The organism is Corynebacterium nuruki S6-4 (genome assembly GCF_007970465.1).
In the GTDB taxonomy this organism is placed as follows: domain Bacteria; phylum Actinomycetota; class Actinomycetes; order Mycobacteriales; family Mycobacteriaceae; genus Corynebacterium; species Corynebacterium nuruki.
Map to the genome: position 1 here is coordinate 1,981,002 of NZ_CP042429.1, position 15,292 is coordinate 1,996,293.

Sequence of the window (15,292 nt, forward strand, 5' to 3'; positions counted from 1 at the left end):
TCAGAACTCCGCGGAGGCGAGGTCCAGTTCGGCGATCTCCCGGTCGGTGAGCTCCAGCGTCGCCGAGGCGAGCAACGGGCCGACCTGTGCCACGGTCCGGGCCGAGGCGATCGGGGCGGTCACCCCACGACTGCGCAGCCAGGCCAGGGCGACCGACGCCGGCTCCACCCCGTGGGCCTCGGCGACGGTCACCACGGCATCGACCACGGCGAACGGGTCGGCGTCCCCGCCGAAGTACCCGGTGGTCTGCGCTTCCCGGGCGGCACCGGCGATGTCGTCCCGGCTGCGGTACTTGCCGGTGAGCAGGCCGGAGGCCAGGGAGAAGTAGGAGTAGACGGCCACGCCGTACTCCTCGGCGAGCGGCCGGTAGTTCTTCTCGTAGCCGGCGCGGGCGAGCAGGCTGTACTGCAGCTGGACCGCGACGGGCGCCGCGGGGCCGTCGGCGGCGAGGCGGAAGAACTCCCGCATCCGCTCCGGGGCGTAGTTGGACAGCGCCATCCGCCCCACCCGGCCGGACTCCACCAGCGCCACCGCGGTCTCCACCTGGTCGGCGACCGGCACGGACTCGTCGTCGTAGTGGTAGTAGTACAGGTCGATCCGGTCGGTCTGCAGACGCGACAGGGAGGCGTCGAGGTTGCGGTCGACGACGTCGCGGGCGAGACCGGGGGCCGACTGGATGGCGCCGACCTTCGTGGCGATCTTCACCTTGTCACGGTTGCCGGCGGCGAACCACTCGCCGAGGACGGTCTCGGATTCGCCGCCGGACAGGCCCTCGCCCCACTGGGAGTACATGTCGGCCGTGTCCACCAGCGTTCCGCCGCCGGTGGTGAAGGCGTCCAGCACCGCGAAGGACTCCTCCCGGTCCGAGGTCCAGCCGAAGGTGTTGCCGCCGAGGGTGATGGGGATATCAGTCATGCCCCCACGCTACCCGGCGTCCTCCCCGACGAGCAGCGCGCGCTCGTCGTCGGTGAGCGGGGCGGGACGCCGCGTCTCCGGATCGAGGTTCACGATGACCGCATCCCCGTGGACGCAACGCTCCCCGTCCTGGTAGAGCTCGTGGGTCACGGTGTACGACGTCCGACCCAGCCGGGACACCCACACCCGGGCGGTGACCGGGGCGTAGCTCAGCTCGCGGTCGTAGTCGGCGTTGATGGTGCGCACCACATGCGGGGTCTGCGGGGTGGGGCTGGTCCCGGTCCACGCCAGGGTCGCCCGGACGCGCGCCTCCTCCATCAGGGTGATGGCGTGGGCGTTGTTGACGTGACCGTTGAGGTCCTGGTCGGACCACCGGACGCCGATCTCGGTGGTGAACACGGCATTTCCGCTCATCGCTGTCCTTTCGTCCCGGTGCTCCCGGGGTTCTTCTTCTCGGCACGGACCAGTCCCCCACCGACGATGAGCCGCTGGATCTCACTGGTGCCCTCATACAACCGCAGCAACCGGACATCCCGGTAAATGCGCTCGACGGGCACACCCCGCATGTAGCCCGTCCCACCGTGGATCTGGACGGCCTTGTCGGCGACGTCCCCGACCATCTCGGTGCAGAACAGTTTCGCGGCCGAGGGTGCGATCCGGGTGTCCGCACCGCTCTCGTAGGCCTCGGCGGCCTGACGGACCAGTGCGCGGCCGGCCATCACCCCGGTCTGCTGGTCGGCGAGCATGGCCTGCACCAGCTGGAAGTCGCCGATGACCGTGCCACCCTGGGTGGCGGTCGCCGCGTAGGCCACCGATTCGTCGAGCGCGCGCTGGGCGGTGCCGACGGCCAACGCGGCGATGTGGATGCGGCCCCGCGCCAGGGAGGTCATGGCGGCCTTGTACCCGACGTCCTCGGACCCGCCGACGAGGGCGGATTCCGGGACGCGGACGCCGTCGAAGAAGACCTCGGAGGTGCCGGCTCCCGCCTGCCCCATCTTCCGGTCCTTCGGGCCCACCGTCACGCCGGGTGTGTCCGCCGGGACGAGGAACACGGCGATCCCCGCGCCCCGGTCGTCGCGGGGGCGGGTGCGGGCGAAGGTGATGAACAGGTCGGCGTCCGGTGCGTTGGTGATGAAGCGTTTCGCGCCGGTGATGACCCAGCCGTCACCGTCGCGGACCGCCTTCGTCGTCAGGCCGCCCGGGTCGGACCCGGCGCCGGGCTCGGTGAGGCAGAAGGACGCGACGACCTCCCCGGTGGCCAGCCGCTCCAGCCAGGTGGCCTTCTGTTCCTCGGTTCCGTAGTTGACCAGGACTTTTCCGGCGATGCCGTTGTTGGTGCCGAACATCGACCGGAAGGACAGGGCGGTGTAGCCGAACTCCATGGCCAGCTCCACGTCCTGCGGCAGGGTCAGGCCGATGCCGCCCCATTCCTGCGGGACGGTGTAGCCGAACAGCCCCATCTCCTTCGCCCGGTCGCGGATGTCGGCGGGGATCGCGTCGGTCCCGGCGATCTCATCCTCGCGGGGGACGACGTGGTCCCGGACGAAGGACCGGACCAGGGCGAGGATCCCGGCGAACTCGTCGGGGCCCACCTCCGGGTCGCTGCCGGAACTGTGGGAACTGTCAGGTCTGCCGTCACTCATCTGACTGACAGTAGTCCTGATTGAACCCGGATTCAGCGGAACCGCTCCGGCAGTTCCGGCTCACCGAGCGACAGCATCAGCCGGTTCGCCCAGTTGAAGAAGGCGGCACCGTTGATGACGTCCAGGATCGACGCGTCATCGAGGCCGGCGGCACGCAGGGCGTCCACGTGCGGGGTACTGAACCGCACCGGGGTGGCGGCGAGCGCGACCGAGGCGTCCCGGACCGCGTTCCACACCGGGTCGCCGAGGTCGGCGCCCGGCCCCTCGTCACAGAGCCGCTGGACCGCGGCGGCACGGTCGGAGGCGTCCCCGTAGTGCTCCGATTCCTTGATCGCCCGGCCGGTGTGCACCGAGGCGCAGTACACGCAGCCGTTGAACCGGCTGGTCACCGCGGCGGACAGCTCCCGCTCGGCGCGACCCACACCGTCGGTGGTGTTGAAGAAGATGTCCCGGTCGGTCAGGGTACGGGCCTCGAGCGCGTCAGGGTCCCGGGCGAGCAGCCGGAAGTACTCCGACTTCGCCCGCAGCGGGTCGACCAGGGCCTCGCGCTGCCGGTCGGTGAGGTCCGCCTCCGCCGTCGGCGGCACCCACGGCACCCAGCCGAGGGAGTGGGTGACGAAGCGGGTCGGGCGGGCCAGGTCCGGGTAGCTGAGGACGTCGAAGGCGCCACCGGTCAGGTCGCCGTCCCCGTCCTTCTCCCCCTCGGCCGCAGCACCGTCGGTGTGCGGGTGGCGGGGGGCGGTGGTGCCGTCGAACCGGCGCACGTCACCGACCGGGATACGCCGGGCCGCCACCCCGAGACCGTGGGCGGTGCGCACCTGGAAGGTGAGGAAGGCGATGAGCTGGGCGAGGCTGACGACCTCGGTGGGGGTCCAGCCGGCCTGGGCCAGCGGGGCGAGGCGCTCCGGGCGGGAGTCCCGCGGGTGCAGGACGAGAACGTGGGCGAACTCGACGGCGGCGGACAGCCGGTCGCCGAGGACCCGCCGTTCCGACCCGGAGACGGTGAACGTCGGCCCCGGCGCGGACTCCCCGGCGAGGTCGGGTTCCCGGTAGTCGCCGTAGGGGCCGGTGAGGCCGGACGCGTTGACCAGCGCGCGGGCGTCCGAGACGACGGCGGCGAGGACGGCCACCAGGTCGGGGTTCGTGTCCTCGACCTCGTCGGCGAGCATGTCGGCGTAGACCCCGGTCGCCCGGGCGGCGGCGGTCGCCCCGCCGTGCAGGCCGGTGACGAAGGCGGCGACGGCGTACCGTTCCGCGTTGCTGAAGTTGCCCTGCACGGCCGGGTCGGTGGGTTCGAACAGGGCGGTGAAGCTGCGCTGCGCGTTCTCGCGGGCCTGTGCCCGGTGGTGGCGCAGCGCCGCGATGGGCCCGGTGGTCTCCGAATCCTCGTCGATCTCGGCGAGGTAGTCGATAAGGTCGTTGCTCACAGTCATAAGCCCAGGTTAAACCCGCCGGAGCGGTAGCGCTCCCCCGGGATCGCGGCGAGCAGCTGTCCGGTGAACTCCGTGGCGGGATGTTCGAAGATCTCCGGGGTCGGGCCGGACTCCATCTGCCGGCCGTGGCTCATCACCGACACGGTGTCGCTGATCTCGCGGACCACCGACAGGTCGTGCGAGATGAACACGTACGTCAGCCCGAGATCGCGCTGCAGTTCGTCGAGGAGGGTGAGGATCTGCGACTGCACCGTGACATCCAGGGCCGAGACCGCCTCGTCGAGGACGACGAGTTCCGGGTCGAGGATCAGCGCCCGGGCGATCGCCACGCGCTGCCGCTGGCCGCCGGACAGTTCCGCCGGACGCCGCTGGGCGATGTCGCCGGTCACCGACCCCGAGCCGCTGCCGAGTGCGACGCGGTCGAGGATGCCGGTGACCTTCTCCCGCACCGCACCGGCCGACAGGTCGGTGAGGTTGCGCAGGGGTTCGGCGAGGATCCGGCCGACACTCTGCCGGGGATCGAGGGAACTGTAGGGATTCTGGTAGACGAGCTGGACCCGCCGGCGCAGGTCGCGGCGTCCGGCCTGGTCGAGGGTGTCGACCCGCAGGTCGCCGAGGCGCACCTCGCCGGCGGTCGGCGCCTGGAAGGCGGCGATCATGCGGGCGACGGTGGACTTGCCGGAGCCGGATTCACCGACGATGGCGTGGGTGGTGCCGGGGGCGACGGTGAAGGAGACGTCGTCGACGGCGACGAGCGGGTCCCGGCCCCGGCCGCGGGAGAATTCGCGGCGCAGGCCGGTGACCTCCAGCAGCGGTTCCGGGGTCGGCGCACCGGTGGCGGGCCCGGGCCGGTAGGTGGACTGTTCCACCGCGCTGACCAGGGAGGGGGCGTCCGCCAGGAGGCGTCGGGTGTAGGGGTCCTTCGGGTCGGTGAGGATGCGGTCGGTCGGGCCGGTCTCCTTCACCTCACCGCCCTGCATGACGACGAGCCGGTCGGCGCGGTCCCCGGCGACGGCGAGGTCGTGGGTGATGAACAGCACGCCGAGGCCCAGTTCGGTGCGCATCCGGTCGAGCAGGTCGAGGATGGTGCGCTGCACGGTGACGTCGAGGGCACTGGTCGGTTCGTCGGCGATGATGAGTTCGGGTTCGGCGGCGACCGCCGCGGCGATCAGGGCCCGCTGCTTCATCCCGCCGGAGAGCTGGTGGGGGTACTGGCCGTAGCGGACCTCCGGGTCGTCGATGCCGACGGTCTCCAGCAGTTCCAGGACCCGCTTCCTCCGGGCGGCGCGGTCCAGGTTGCCGGTGGCGCGGCGGTGGATACGCAGCACCTCCCCCACCGATTCACCGATGGTCTTCACCGGGTTCAGGGAGTTGTTCGGGTCCTGCGGGATCAGTCCGATCCGGACGCCGCGGATACTGCGCCACTGCCGGGGACTGAGCCCGGTGAGGCTCTGCCCGTTCAGCCGGATCGTCCCGCTGACCTCGGCGCTGCCGGGCAGCAGGCCGAGGGCGGCGAGGGCGGAGGTGGACTTGCCGGAGCCGGATTCGCCGACAATGGCGGTGGTGCGGCCCTTCGCCACGGTGAGGCTGATGCCCCGCACCGCGGGCACGGTGCCGCGGCGGGTGCGGTAGCCGACGGCGAGGTCGGTGATCTCCAGCAGCGGTGCCGTGTCCCGGTGGGGTTCGTGCATCTCCGGACGCCACGAGCCGTCGTCCCAGTCCATGCGCGTGCTCATCGCAGGTCCTTCCCGCCGGCGCGCTGCAGCGCCTGGCTGAGGTGATTGGTGGCCAGGACGACGAGGACGATCGCCAGGCCGGGCAGGACCGTCAGCCACCAGGAGGTGGCGATGAAGTCGCGGCCCTCGGAGATGATCAGGCCCCACTCCGGGGTGGGCGGCGGGGCGCCGTAGCCGAGGAAGCCGAGGGTCGACAGCTGCAGGATCGCGCTGCCGAACTGCAGTGCCGCCAGGGCGAGGACCGGGGTCAGCGAGTTCGGCAGGATGTGGCGCCACAGCACCGTCCACGCCGACCCGCCGGAGCCGTAGGCCGCCTCGACGAAGTCGGTGGCCGCCACGCCGAGGACCTCGGAGCGGGCCAGCCGGGCGAACATCGCCACGTTGGTCACACCGACGGCGACGGCGGCGTTGAGGGTGCCGTAGCCCAGCACGATGATGACCGACAGGCTCAGCAGCAGGGCGGGGATGCTCAGCAGGACGTCGACGATCCGCATGATGACCGTGTCCAGCCAGCCGGCGCGGGAGCCCTGGCCCGACTGCCGCACCGACCCGGCGACGAGGCCGAGGAGGGTGCCGACGACCATGCCGACGAGTACGGCGATGAGGGCCCCGGCCAGTGACTGGCGGGCTCCCCAGACGACGCGGGTGTAGAGGTCGCGGCCGACGGCGTCCGTCCCGAACCAGTGGCTGCCCGAGGGAGCGAGCAGCGGGGCGGTGGTGCCGGACTCGGCCGGGTCACCGGAGGCGAACAGGCCGGGGACCAGGGCCGAGGCGACGGCGATGACGACGACGATGCCGGACAGCCACACGCCGGGACGGATACTGCGCAGGGTGCTCATGCCCGCACCTCCTTCCGGGTACGCAGCCGCGGGTCGAGCACCGGGTACAGCAGGTCGACCGCCAGGTTGACGAGCACGTACACGGCGGCGGCGAGGACGACGACGGCCATGAGGACGGGGGTGTCACGGTTGGAGACGGCGTCCACCGTCATCGCCCCGATCCCGGCGCGGGAGAAGACCGCCTCGGTGACGACCGCACCACCGACGAGTTCACCGAAGGTGAGCCCGGCGATGGTCAGTGCGGGCAGGGTGGCGTTGCGCAGCACATTGCGCCACAGCACCCACTGGCCGCCGGCGCCGCGGGCGCGGACGACGGTGATGAACGGCCGGTCGGTGACATCGTCGATGCCGCGGATCAGCACCTGGGCCAGCGGCGCGGACAGCGGCAGGGCCAGCGCCACCGACGGCAGGATGAGGTCCTGGAGGCTGGAGGCGTGGATCACCGGGATCCAGTCGAGGGTGAAGCTGAACACCTGGATGAGGATGATGCCGAGCCAGAAGGCCGGCAGCGAGACGAAGAGGGACGGGATGCTGCGCAGGACGCCGGCGAGCCACCGGCCGGCCCGGGTGTCCGGGAAGGAGGTCGCCGCGACCGCGAGGACGACGGCGACGACCATGGCCAGGACGAAACCGGTGGCGGCGAGGGCGAGTGTGCCCGGCAGCGCGTGGGCGAGGGCGGAACTGACCTTCTCCCCGGTCTGCATGGAGTTGCCGAAGTCGCCGGTCAGCGTACCGGTCAGCGAGTTCCAGTAGCGGGTGAGGACGGGTTCGTCGGAGCCGTAGGTGCTCCGCATCTCGGCGATCTGCTCCGGGGACAGGCCGAGCTCCGGGTCGGCGTAGCGGGTGGAGACGGCGTCCCCGGGCAGGGCGGTGAGCAGGATGAAGGCGACGGTGAACGTCGCCCAGAGGACGAGGACGGCCTGGCCGAGACGGCGCAGGACTGCGGCGGCGGTCATCGGCGGGCCTCCCCGGTGTCTCCGGTGTCTCCGGTGTCGATGCTGGCCGGGTAGAACCACGGCCGGCCGATGGATTCGGCGCGGAAGCCGTGGACATAGGGCTGCACGCCGTAGACCTGCGGTTCCTCGAACATCGGCAGGATGTAGGCCTGCTTGGTCAGGTAGTCCTGGACGTCCCCGGAGGCGGCCGCGCGCGCGGCGGCGTCCGGCGAGGAGGAGACCTTCCGCAGCAGCTCCTCGAGGTGTTCGTCGCCGATGGAGCCGTCCGGGTGCATGTTGAGCAGCTGGTTGCGGTCGTCGGAGTAGTACTGCGACTTGATGACGTCGTAGTCGGCGCGGCCGACCATGGTGACGTTGAGCTGGATGAGGGATTCGTCGGTCTGCGCGGCCTTCTGCGCGGCGACGTCGCCGGGGTAGAGCTGCACGTCCACGCCGATCTTCTTCAGCTGTTCCTGGACCATGGTGACGACTTCGCGGGTGCGGGGCTGCTGGGCGGCGTCATTGGCGGTGAGGCTGAGTTTCTTCCCGTCCTTCATCCGGACGCCGTCGCCGCTGCGGACCCAGCCGGCCTCGTCGAGGAGCTGTTCCGCGCGCTGCGGATCGTAGGTGTAGGCGTCCTTCTGTTCCCGGTAGCCGGCGGCGGTCGAGGCGATCGCGGAGGTGGCCAGCGGGTATGAGGGGGAGAACAGCGAGGACAGGATGCGCTGCCGGTCGACGCCGGCGATGAGCGCCTGACGGACCCGGATGTCGGAGAGCAGCGGGTGGCGGAACCGGAAGTCGATCTGGTTGTTCACCCCGGCGGTCGGGGCGGAGAGGATGTCCACCCCGGCATCCTCGAGGTGCTTCTCCTCGGGGGCCTCGATCTGGCGGGCGACGTCGCCCTGGCCGGACTTGATGCCGCCGACGCGGACACTGTCCTCCTTGGCGACGACGACGTGCACCGTGTCGAGGGCGGGGCGTCCGGTGTTCTCCCCCCGTTTCCCCAGCTCCGGCGGTGCCCAGTCGTAGTCCTTGCGGGCGGAGAGGGTGAGTTCGGTGTTGCGTTCCTCCCCGGTGACGACGAAGGGGCCGGAGCCGATGACCTTGCGGGCGTTGCCGGGGGCGAAGCCCTCGTCGGTCATGTCCAGGGAGGAATCGGCGAGCAGTCCGGCGTTGAAGGAGCTGGTGGCCTGCGGGAAGCCGGGTTCGGGGTCGGTGAAGTGGAAGCGCACGGTGTGGTCGTCGAGGACCTCGCCGTGGTCGTAGGTGCTGATCTGTTCGGACGCCGTGAGCTTGTGCGCCTTGTTCCCCTTGCCGAACAGGTCGAAGTTGCGGACCACGTTGTCGGCGGTGAGCGGGGAGCCGTCGGAGTAGGTCACCCCGTCACGCAGGTGGAAGGTGAACTCGGTGGCGTCGGCGTTGATCTCCGGCAGGTCCGTGGCGATCCAGGGGTACAGCTGCAGGGTGTCCGGGTCCTGCCAGAGCAGCCGGTCGGTGATGTTGTTGACCACGCCGCCGTTCGGGTAGTAGCCGGCGGTCGGCGGGTAGAGGGTCTGGAACGGCAGGGACTCCAGGTACGTCAGTTCCCGGGGCGTCGGTCCGTCGTCCGCGCTGCCGCAGCTGACGAGCCCGACCGCGGCCGCCACGGCGGTGACCGCGGCGACGACGGTGGTGACCCGGCCGCGGCGGGTCCGGAAGTTTCTCACTGCTGCTCCTGCTTCTCCCTGGTCGTCATAAAAACAGACAGGTCTGTCCGTTTCGTGCCTCTGTCATGCTACACCCGGCCCCACCATCATCCGGGGCACGTGGCCCGACCGCCACCCCACCGGCGGCGATATCATGGCGACCATGAGCACGATCGCCGTCATCGGAGGTGGTCCGCGCGGCATCTCCGTCCTCGAGAGGATCGTCGCCGCCCGGTCCGCCGGTACAGACACCCCCCGCAACTCCCCCGACTCCCCCGACTCGCCCGACTCCCCCGACTCCGCCGGTCTCACCGTCCATCTCGTGGACGACACCGAACCCGGCGCCGGCCGCGTCTGGCGCACCAACCAGACCCGCACGCTGTGCATGAACACCCTGGCGGACGCCGTCACCCTGTTCACCGAACCGCGCTCCTCCGTCACCGCCCCCGTCGTCGAGGGCCCCACCATGTACGAGTGGATGGAACTCATCCGCGGCGACGAACTCACCGCCGCCGCCGACCCGTCCGGCGCCAAGACCACCCTGTTCCGCGCCCACCGGGCCTTCGTCCCCGGCGAGTTCCACGCCGAGATCGCCGCCGCGGTCCCCGAGTCCCACCCCTCCCGCGCCCTCTACGGCGAATACCTGCGGTGGGTGCTCTCCGTCGTCCTCGCCAGAGCCGACGGGGCCGACGGCGCCGACGTCGACGTGCAGGTCCACCAGGCCCGCGCGACCGGGATCACGGCGTCCGGCACGCAGGACCGCATCACCCTCGTCACCGGCGACACGGCCACCGAGGTCCCCGACGAGATCCTCGCGGACGCCACCGTCCTCGCCACCGGCTGGACCGACACCGAACCCGACGCCCTCGAGACCTTCACCGCCTCCTCCCTCGAGATGCACCCCGAGCTGACCTGGGTCCGTCCCGGCAACCCGGCCGACCAGGCCGTCGACGACATCCCCTCGTGGGCGGACTCCCACGAGGAGGTGCTCGTCCGCGGCCTGGGCATGGGCTTCTTCGACCTCATGGCGATGCTGACCATCGACCGCGGCGGCCGCTTCGTGCCGGACGCCACCGCCCGCTCCGGCCTGTCCTACCGGCCGTCCGGCCGTGAGCCTCACCTGCTCGCCGCCTCCCACCACGGCTACCCCTACCAGCCGAAACCCGTCTTCCACTCGCTGCCGCCGGCGGCGTGGACACCCCGGTTCCGCGCCGCGGTCGCCCGGCTCCGGCAGGACGCCCCGGCCGACGGCTACCCCGCGGACTCCATCGACTTCGGCACCACCCTGTGGCCCGCCATTCTCCGCGACGCCCAGGAGGCCTACTACCGGGTCCTACTCGGTGAAGGGACCGTCGCCGAGACCGGCACCGGTGACCTGAGCACCCTCGACGCGGTCACCGACGTCATCGACGACCCCGACGCCGACCCGTGGACCCTCCACACCGACCCCCGGCTGGTCAGGCTGGTGCCCGAACACCGCTTCAACCTGCCGATGTACGCCGACCCGGTCGCCGGCCTCGTCGCGGCGTCCGAAGGGGCATCAGGTGGGGCGCCCACCGTCGACGACCTCACCGCCCGGGTCGCCGACCTGCTCGGCAGCGACCTCCACGAGGCGGAACTCGGCCGCGCCTCCGCCGTCAAGGCCGGACTGCAGGTCATCGGCTCGGTCCGGAAACCCGCGCAGGTCGTCGACGAACCCGGCCGGTTCACCACCCGCTCGCGCCGCGCCGAATACGCCGAACTGCGGCGCGTCGGCCAGATGGTCGGGTCCGGCCCGCCCGCCTTCCGCACCGCCGAACTCCTCTGCCTCGTCGACGCCGGCTACGTCCGCTTCCTCGGCGGGCACCCCACCCTCGTCATCGACCCGGAGAAGCCCGCGTTCGCCATGAGCTCCCCCTCCACCGGGGAAGAGACCGTCACCTCCCGCACCCTCGTGGACGCCTGGCTGCACAAGCCGGACACCCGCACCACCGCCGACCCGCTGAGCCGGGACCTGCGGGAGGCCGGCCGGCTGCGCACCTGGACCCGCGGGGACGGCACCGCCACCCACGCCCCCGAGGTCGACCTGGCGACATCCCGGCTGATCGGGGCGTCCGGTGAGAAGGATCCGCGGGTCCACCTCGTCGGCATCCCGCTGCAGGACGTCCGCGCCGACATGACCATCTCCCCCATGCCCCGCACCGATCCGCTGATGCTGCAGGAGACCGACGCCGCCGCGGTCTCCGCGCTGCACGCCGCCGGCTGACGGGTGCCGCCGTGATCGACCTCAGTCAGGCCCCGGAGACCGTGGCCCCGCAGCTGCTCGGCGCGGTGCTGCGCCGGCAGTCCGTCGACGGCACCGTCGCCGTGCTGCTCACCGAGGTCGAGGCGTACCCGGGGATCGGGGATCCGGCGTCCCACACAGCAAACGGGTGGACGCCGCGGTGCGCCACGATGTTCGGCCCGCCCGGCCACCTCTACGTCTACGCCAGCTACGGCATCCACCGCGCCGGCAACATCGTCTGCCGGGACGAGGGCACCGGCGCCGGGGTACTCCTGCGTGCCGGGCGCGTGGTCGAGGGGCTCGACCTGGTACGCCGTCGGCGCAGCCGGGTGAAGGACGGTGCCGAGGTCATCCCGGAGGATGCCGCCCTCGCCCGCGGGCCGGGCAATCTCGGGGCGGCGCTGGGCCTGGACCTCGACCTCGACGGGGCGACCCTGGCGGTGGTCGACGGCAGCGGTACTGCCGACGGCGCCGACGGCAGCGCTGGCAGTGCTGGCAATGCCGGCAGTGTCGGCAGCGCCGGCCCTGCCGCATTCACCCTGACTCCGCCGGCAGCCCCGGTGGAGTACGTCCGCGGTCCCCGGATCGGCGTCTCGAAGAACGCCGACGCCCCGCTGCGGTTCTGGATCCCCGGTGAGCGGTCCGTGACCTCCCCGCGGCGTCCGCCACGGGGCTGACGGTGCCGGCCCAACGCCCGGCCCAGCGCCGACCGCGGCGACAGCCCTAGGCCCGCCTTCAGTTCGTGTCACGTGCCTTCACTTACGGTCGCCGACCCGGGGGTTCGCCGACCGTAAGTGATGGCAGCCGACCCGAACTGAAGGCACCCGGGTACCGCACCCGCCGACTGCGGGACCGGGGACGCCGCCGACCGGTAGCGTCGGAGGTGACGCCCGCCCCGACCATCCGAAAGGCTGCACCACCATGACGAACACCCGCGCCGGCGACGGCTGGACCTTCCTCGACGGACTCGCCGACGCCTACCCCGGCATCGCGAAAACCGACTACGAACGACCCCGCACCGACATCACCGCGGCGAAGCCCGAGGTCGAGCTCCTCGGCCGGGCCTCCGGCGCCGCGGTCACCCGGCTGACCTTCCGCGACCGCGACGTGATGGCCGACCACCGGGCGGCGGCCCCGATCCTGCTGATCGGGCAGGCCGGGACGATCGACGTCACCGTCGCACCCGCCGATGACAGTCTCGCCGACCCCGTCCACCTCACCCTGACCCCGGGAACGGCCGTGCACATCGACGGTGGACGGGTCCACAGTCTCACCGCCGCCGGCCCGGCCACGGCCACGCTGGTGGTCCTGACACCGCAGACATAACTGTTCCGACAGAACCAGTGTCCGATCCGCGATGGTGAGCGGCCCTCGTTTTTCCGTCGAACACACCCGGCCACCCCCGGCCGCACGTCCGCAGAAGTGGGGCCGGGTGCTGCGCGGCCGGGCGCTGCGGCGTCCGCACGCAGTGTGTTCCCGGTCCGTGGGACGCCGCTCCCGAGGTGCAGTACGGCTGCTGCACAGTGGCGTGCATCACAGGGGGTTGTTAGCGTCCATGACACCCGGAGCCGCACACCGCGACCGCTCCGGACACCTCACCACCGACCGGAAGGAAAACCCCATGGCCGATACGTTCACCGGCGCCGTCGTCGAAGAGTTCAACACCCCGCTCGTCATCGAGGACGTCGAACTCCCCACTCCCGGACACAACCAGGCGCTCGTCAAGCTCATCGCCTCCGGCATCTGCCACACCGACCTGCATGCCGCCCACGGCGACTGGCCGGTCAAGCCCACGCCCCCGTTCGTCCCCGGCCACGAGGGCGTCGGCGAAATCGTCGCCCTCGGGCCCGGCGACCACTCCGTGAAGGTCGGCGACATCGTCGGCAACGCCTGGCTGTGGTCCGCCTGCGGCGACTGCGACCAGTGCCGCAAGGGCTGGGAGACGCTCTGCCCCAACGCCGAGTACGGCGGCTACACCGTCAACGGCTCCTTCGGCACCTACATGCTGGTCGACACCCGCTTCGCCCCGCGTATCCCCGAGGGGTCCGACCCGCTCGAGGTCGCCCCGATCCTCTGCGCCGGCGTGACCGTCTACAAGGGACTCAAGGTCTCCGAGACGAAGCCCGGCCAGTTCATGGTCATCTCCGGCGTCGGCGGCCTCGGCCACCTCGCCGTGCAGTACGCCAGGGCGATGGGCATGCGTGTCATCGCCGTGGACATCGCCGACGACAAGCTGGAGCTCGCGACGAAGCACGGTGCGGAGTTCACCGTCAACGCCTCCGAGGTCGACCCCGCCGAGGCCGTGCAGGAGTACACCGACGGCGGCTCGCACGGTGTGCTGGTCACCGCCGTGCACCCGCAGGCCTTCGGCCAGGCGATCAACATGGCCCGCCGTGGCGGAACCATCGTCTTCAACGGGCTGCCCCCGGGAGAGTTCCCCGCCCCGATCTTCGACATCGTGCTCAAGGGACTCACCATCCGTGGCTCGCTCGTCGGTGACCGGCAGGACCAGGTCGAGGCGCTGGACTTCTACGCCCGTGGGCTCATCCACCCGACGGTGACCGAGTGCAAGCTGGAGGACGTCAACGACGTCTTCGACAGAATGGAGAAGGGCCAGATCGACGGACGCATGGCGATCCGCTACTGATCTGTCACCGGTCTGCTGCTGATCCGCCGCGCCTGCGCGGTCTCCTGTGCAGCACCCCGCGCGGCCTCCGCGTGGCACATGCCCGCATCGCGCGACGTGGGGATGGTCTGACCCGGCTCCGACCATCCCCACGTCGCGCGTTGCGGACACGGGTGGCGTCCCGGCGGCTGTGGCGTCCCGGCGGCTGCGCAGCTACAGCCCGACCACGCGGCCGAGCCGGACCTGTTCGTGGATCCAGTCGATGACGTCGTCCTCTGTGACTCGGTCTTCGACTAAGTCGACGACCATGTCGTCCTGGTAACCACTGATCTGCTCAGTGAAGCGGAGACCGTTGAGATGGAGGAAAACGGTGAACGTGAACCAGGCCGTGCGCTTGTTCCCGTCAAAGAAGGCGTGAGCCTTTGCCACGCCGTAGAGCAGCGCGACCGCCTTTTCCTCGAGAGTCTCGTTGAGGTCCCGCCCGAACATCGTCTGGAAGGCCGCGTTGACGGCACTCTCCAGCTCCCCTGGCCCCGTGACGGCATGAACGCACTCATCCAGGTGCTGATTGATCCTGATGATCTGCTCCGCCTTAACCTTGACGGTCACCGGTCACGCAACCGTCGCTCCGTCTCCTTCCAGGCTTCCTTTTCTCTCATCAAGGCCGCCCAGAACTCCTCGTCAGTCGCCGTCCGATCCTCGGGTCCGTCATCGTCTACCCGAGCCCCCGCCGTCGTGACCTCGTCCGCCGTGTTGTCGTGTGCAGCTGTCATGATGATGCCCCTTCCTGCACTAACCGCTCTGTGAGGTACCGACCCTACACGGCACCACGATCGTCAGAAACCCCCGTCCACAGTGGTCAGCGCATCCGGCCGCATCACGCTTTCCCGGTGCGCTCGCGGTGCCGGCAGCCCGGCCAACAGCACGGGCGCCGCTTCCCTTCCTCCAGTTCCTCGCAGGTCCGACGGATACGCCGGGTGCGGGTCTTCGTCTGCTTCACGTCCTCGACCCAGCAGATGAATTCGTTGCGCCCCAGTGGGGTACAGCTCTCCCACAGTTCGAGGACGCTGCGCGCCACTGCCGGGCTGCCGTCATCACCCTCACCCCGGTCGCCACCGAGAAGTGCGGCGCGCAGGTCATCGGGCAGATCATGGACGACACCGCCGGAAACGGTCACTTCACTCATGGTCATGAAGCTACACGCCGCACGGTGCGGC

General features: G+C 70.8%; 15 protein-coding genes. 4 read left to right on the forward strand and 11 right to left on the reverse strand.

All coding sequences use genetic code 11. From position 1 onward, the window contains the following. From FSW06_RS08860 to FSW06_RS08895, 8 genes are read right to left on the reverse strand one after another with little or no spacing between them, the layout of a single operon-like run. Entirely contained in the window at positions 1-915 is a 915-nt protein-coding gene (locus tag FSW06_RS08860) for an aldo/keto reductase (RefSeq protein WP_010121443.1), read from the reverse strand. Between the two features lie 9 nt (positions 916-924). Beyond that, entirely contained in the window at positions 925-1,329 is a 405-nt protein-coding gene (locus FSW06_RS08865) for an acyl-CoA thioesterase (RefSeq protein WP_010121445.1), read from the reverse strand. Beyond that, positions 1,326-2,558, reverse strand: coding sequence for an acyl-CoA dehydrogenase family protein (locus FSW06_RS08870; protein ID WP_010121447.1), 1,233 nt, complete (start codon positions 2,556-2,558; stop codon positions 1,326-1,328). Before FSW06_RS08870 ends, FSW06_RS08865 begins: the two co-directional genes overlap by 4 nt. A gap of 32 nt (positions 2,559-2,590) precedes the next feature. Further along, entirely contained in the window at positions 2,591-3,991 is a 1,401-nt protein-coding gene (locus tag FSW06_RS08875; protein ID WP_010121448.1) for an alkylhydroperoxidase domain protein, read from the reverse strand. Next, entirely contained in the window at positions 3,988-5,715 is a 1,728-nt protein-coding gene (locus FSW06_RS08880; protein WP_139024540.1) for a dipeptide ABC transporter ATP-binding protein, read from the reverse strand. The genes FSW06_RS08875 and FSW06_RS08880 overlap by 4 nt, the downstream gene beginning before the upstream one ends. Positions 5,716-5,723: 8 nt before the next feature. Then, on the reverse strand, positions 5,724-6,566 hold the full coding sequence (locus tag FSW06_RS08885; protein WP_010121452.1) for an ABC transporter permease: 843 nt from the start codon (positions 6,564-6,566) through the stop codon (positions 5,724-5,726). Then, complete coding sequence (locus FSW06_RS08890) at positions 6,563-7,522, reverse strand: ABC transporter permease (protein ID WP_010121454.1); 960 nt, start codon at positions 7,520-7,522, stop codon at positions 6,563-6,565. Before FSW06_RS08890 ends, FSW06_RS08885 begins: the two co-directional genes overlap by 4 nt. Next, positions 7,519-9,207, reverse strand: a complete 1,689-nt coding sequence (locus FSW06_RS08895; RefSeq protein WP_010121457.1) for a TIGR04028 family ABC transporter substrate-binding protein — start codon at positions 9,205-9,207, stop codon at positions 7,519-7,521. Before FSW06_RS08895 ends, FSW06_RS08890 begins: the two co-directional genes overlap by 4 nt. A gap of 142 nt (positions 9,208-9,349) precedes the next feature. Here FSW06_RS08895 and FSW06_RS08900 point away from each other — a divergent pair, with 142 nt between their 5' ends. The 4 genes from FSW06_RS08900 to FSW06_RS08915 all read left to right on the forward strand — a co-directional run bounded on the left by FSW06_RS08900 (position 9,350) and on the right by FSW06_RS08915 (position 14,096). Further along, on the forward strand, positions 9,350-11,431 hold the full coding sequence (locus tag FSW06_RS08900; RefSeq protein ID WP_029449852.1) for an FAD/NAD(P)-binding protein: 2,082 nt from the start codon (positions 9,350-9,352) through the stop codon (positions 11,429-11,431). A gap of 11 nt (positions 11,432-11,442) precedes the next feature. Next, positions 11,443-12,126: a DNA-3-methyladenine glycosylase gene (locus tag FSW06_RS08905; RefSeq protein WP_010121459.1), complete on the forward strand. Its 684-nt coding sequence runs from the start codon at positions 11,443-11,445 to the stop codon at positions 12,124-12,126. A gap of 244 nt (positions 12,127-12,370) precedes the next feature. Then, a complete protein-coding gene (locus FSW06_RS08910) occupies positions 12,371-12,775 on the forward strand; it encodes a cupin domain-containing protein (RefSeq protein WP_010121460.1) in 405 nt (134 codons plus the stop codon). A gap of 295 nt (positions 12,776-13,070) precedes the next feature. Beyond that, positions 13,071-14,096 (forward strand): zinc-dependent alcohol dehydrogenase, encoded by a 1,026-nt coding sequence (locus tag FSW06_RS08915; protein ID WP_029449854.1) that lies wholly within the window; start codon positions 13,071-13,073, stop codon positions 14,094-14,096. Positions 14,097-14,288: 192 nt separating this feature from the next. On the opposite strand, the gene FSW06_RS08920 is transcribed toward FSW06_RS08915, so the two are convergent. The 3 genes from FSW06_RS08920 to FSW06_RS08925 all read right to left on the reverse strand — a co-directional run bounded on the left by FSW06_RS08920 (position 14,289) and on the right by FSW06_RS08925 (position 15,261). Continuing rightward, complete coding sequence (locus FSW06_RS08920) at positions 14,289-14,684, reverse strand: type II toxin-antitoxin system death-on-curing family toxin (protein ID WP_010121462.1); 396 nt, start codon at positions 14,682-14,684, stop codon at positions 14,289-14,291. Then, entirely contained in the window at positions 14,681-14,848 is a 168-nt protein-coding gene (locus tag FSW06_RS14540) for a hypothetical protein (protein ID WP_010121463.1), read from the reverse strand. The genes FSW06_RS08920 and FSW06_RS14540 overlap by 4 nt, the downstream gene beginning before the upstream one ends. Positions 14,849-14,952: 104 nt before the next feature. Beyond that, positions 14,953-15,261: a YdeI/OmpD-associated family protein gene (locus tag FSW06_RS08925; RefSeq protein WP_029449855.1), complete on the reverse strand. Its 309-nt coding sequence runs from the start codon at positions 15,259-15,261 to the stop codon at positions 14,953-14,955. Between the last annotated feature and the right edge of the window lie 31 nt (positions 15,262-15,292).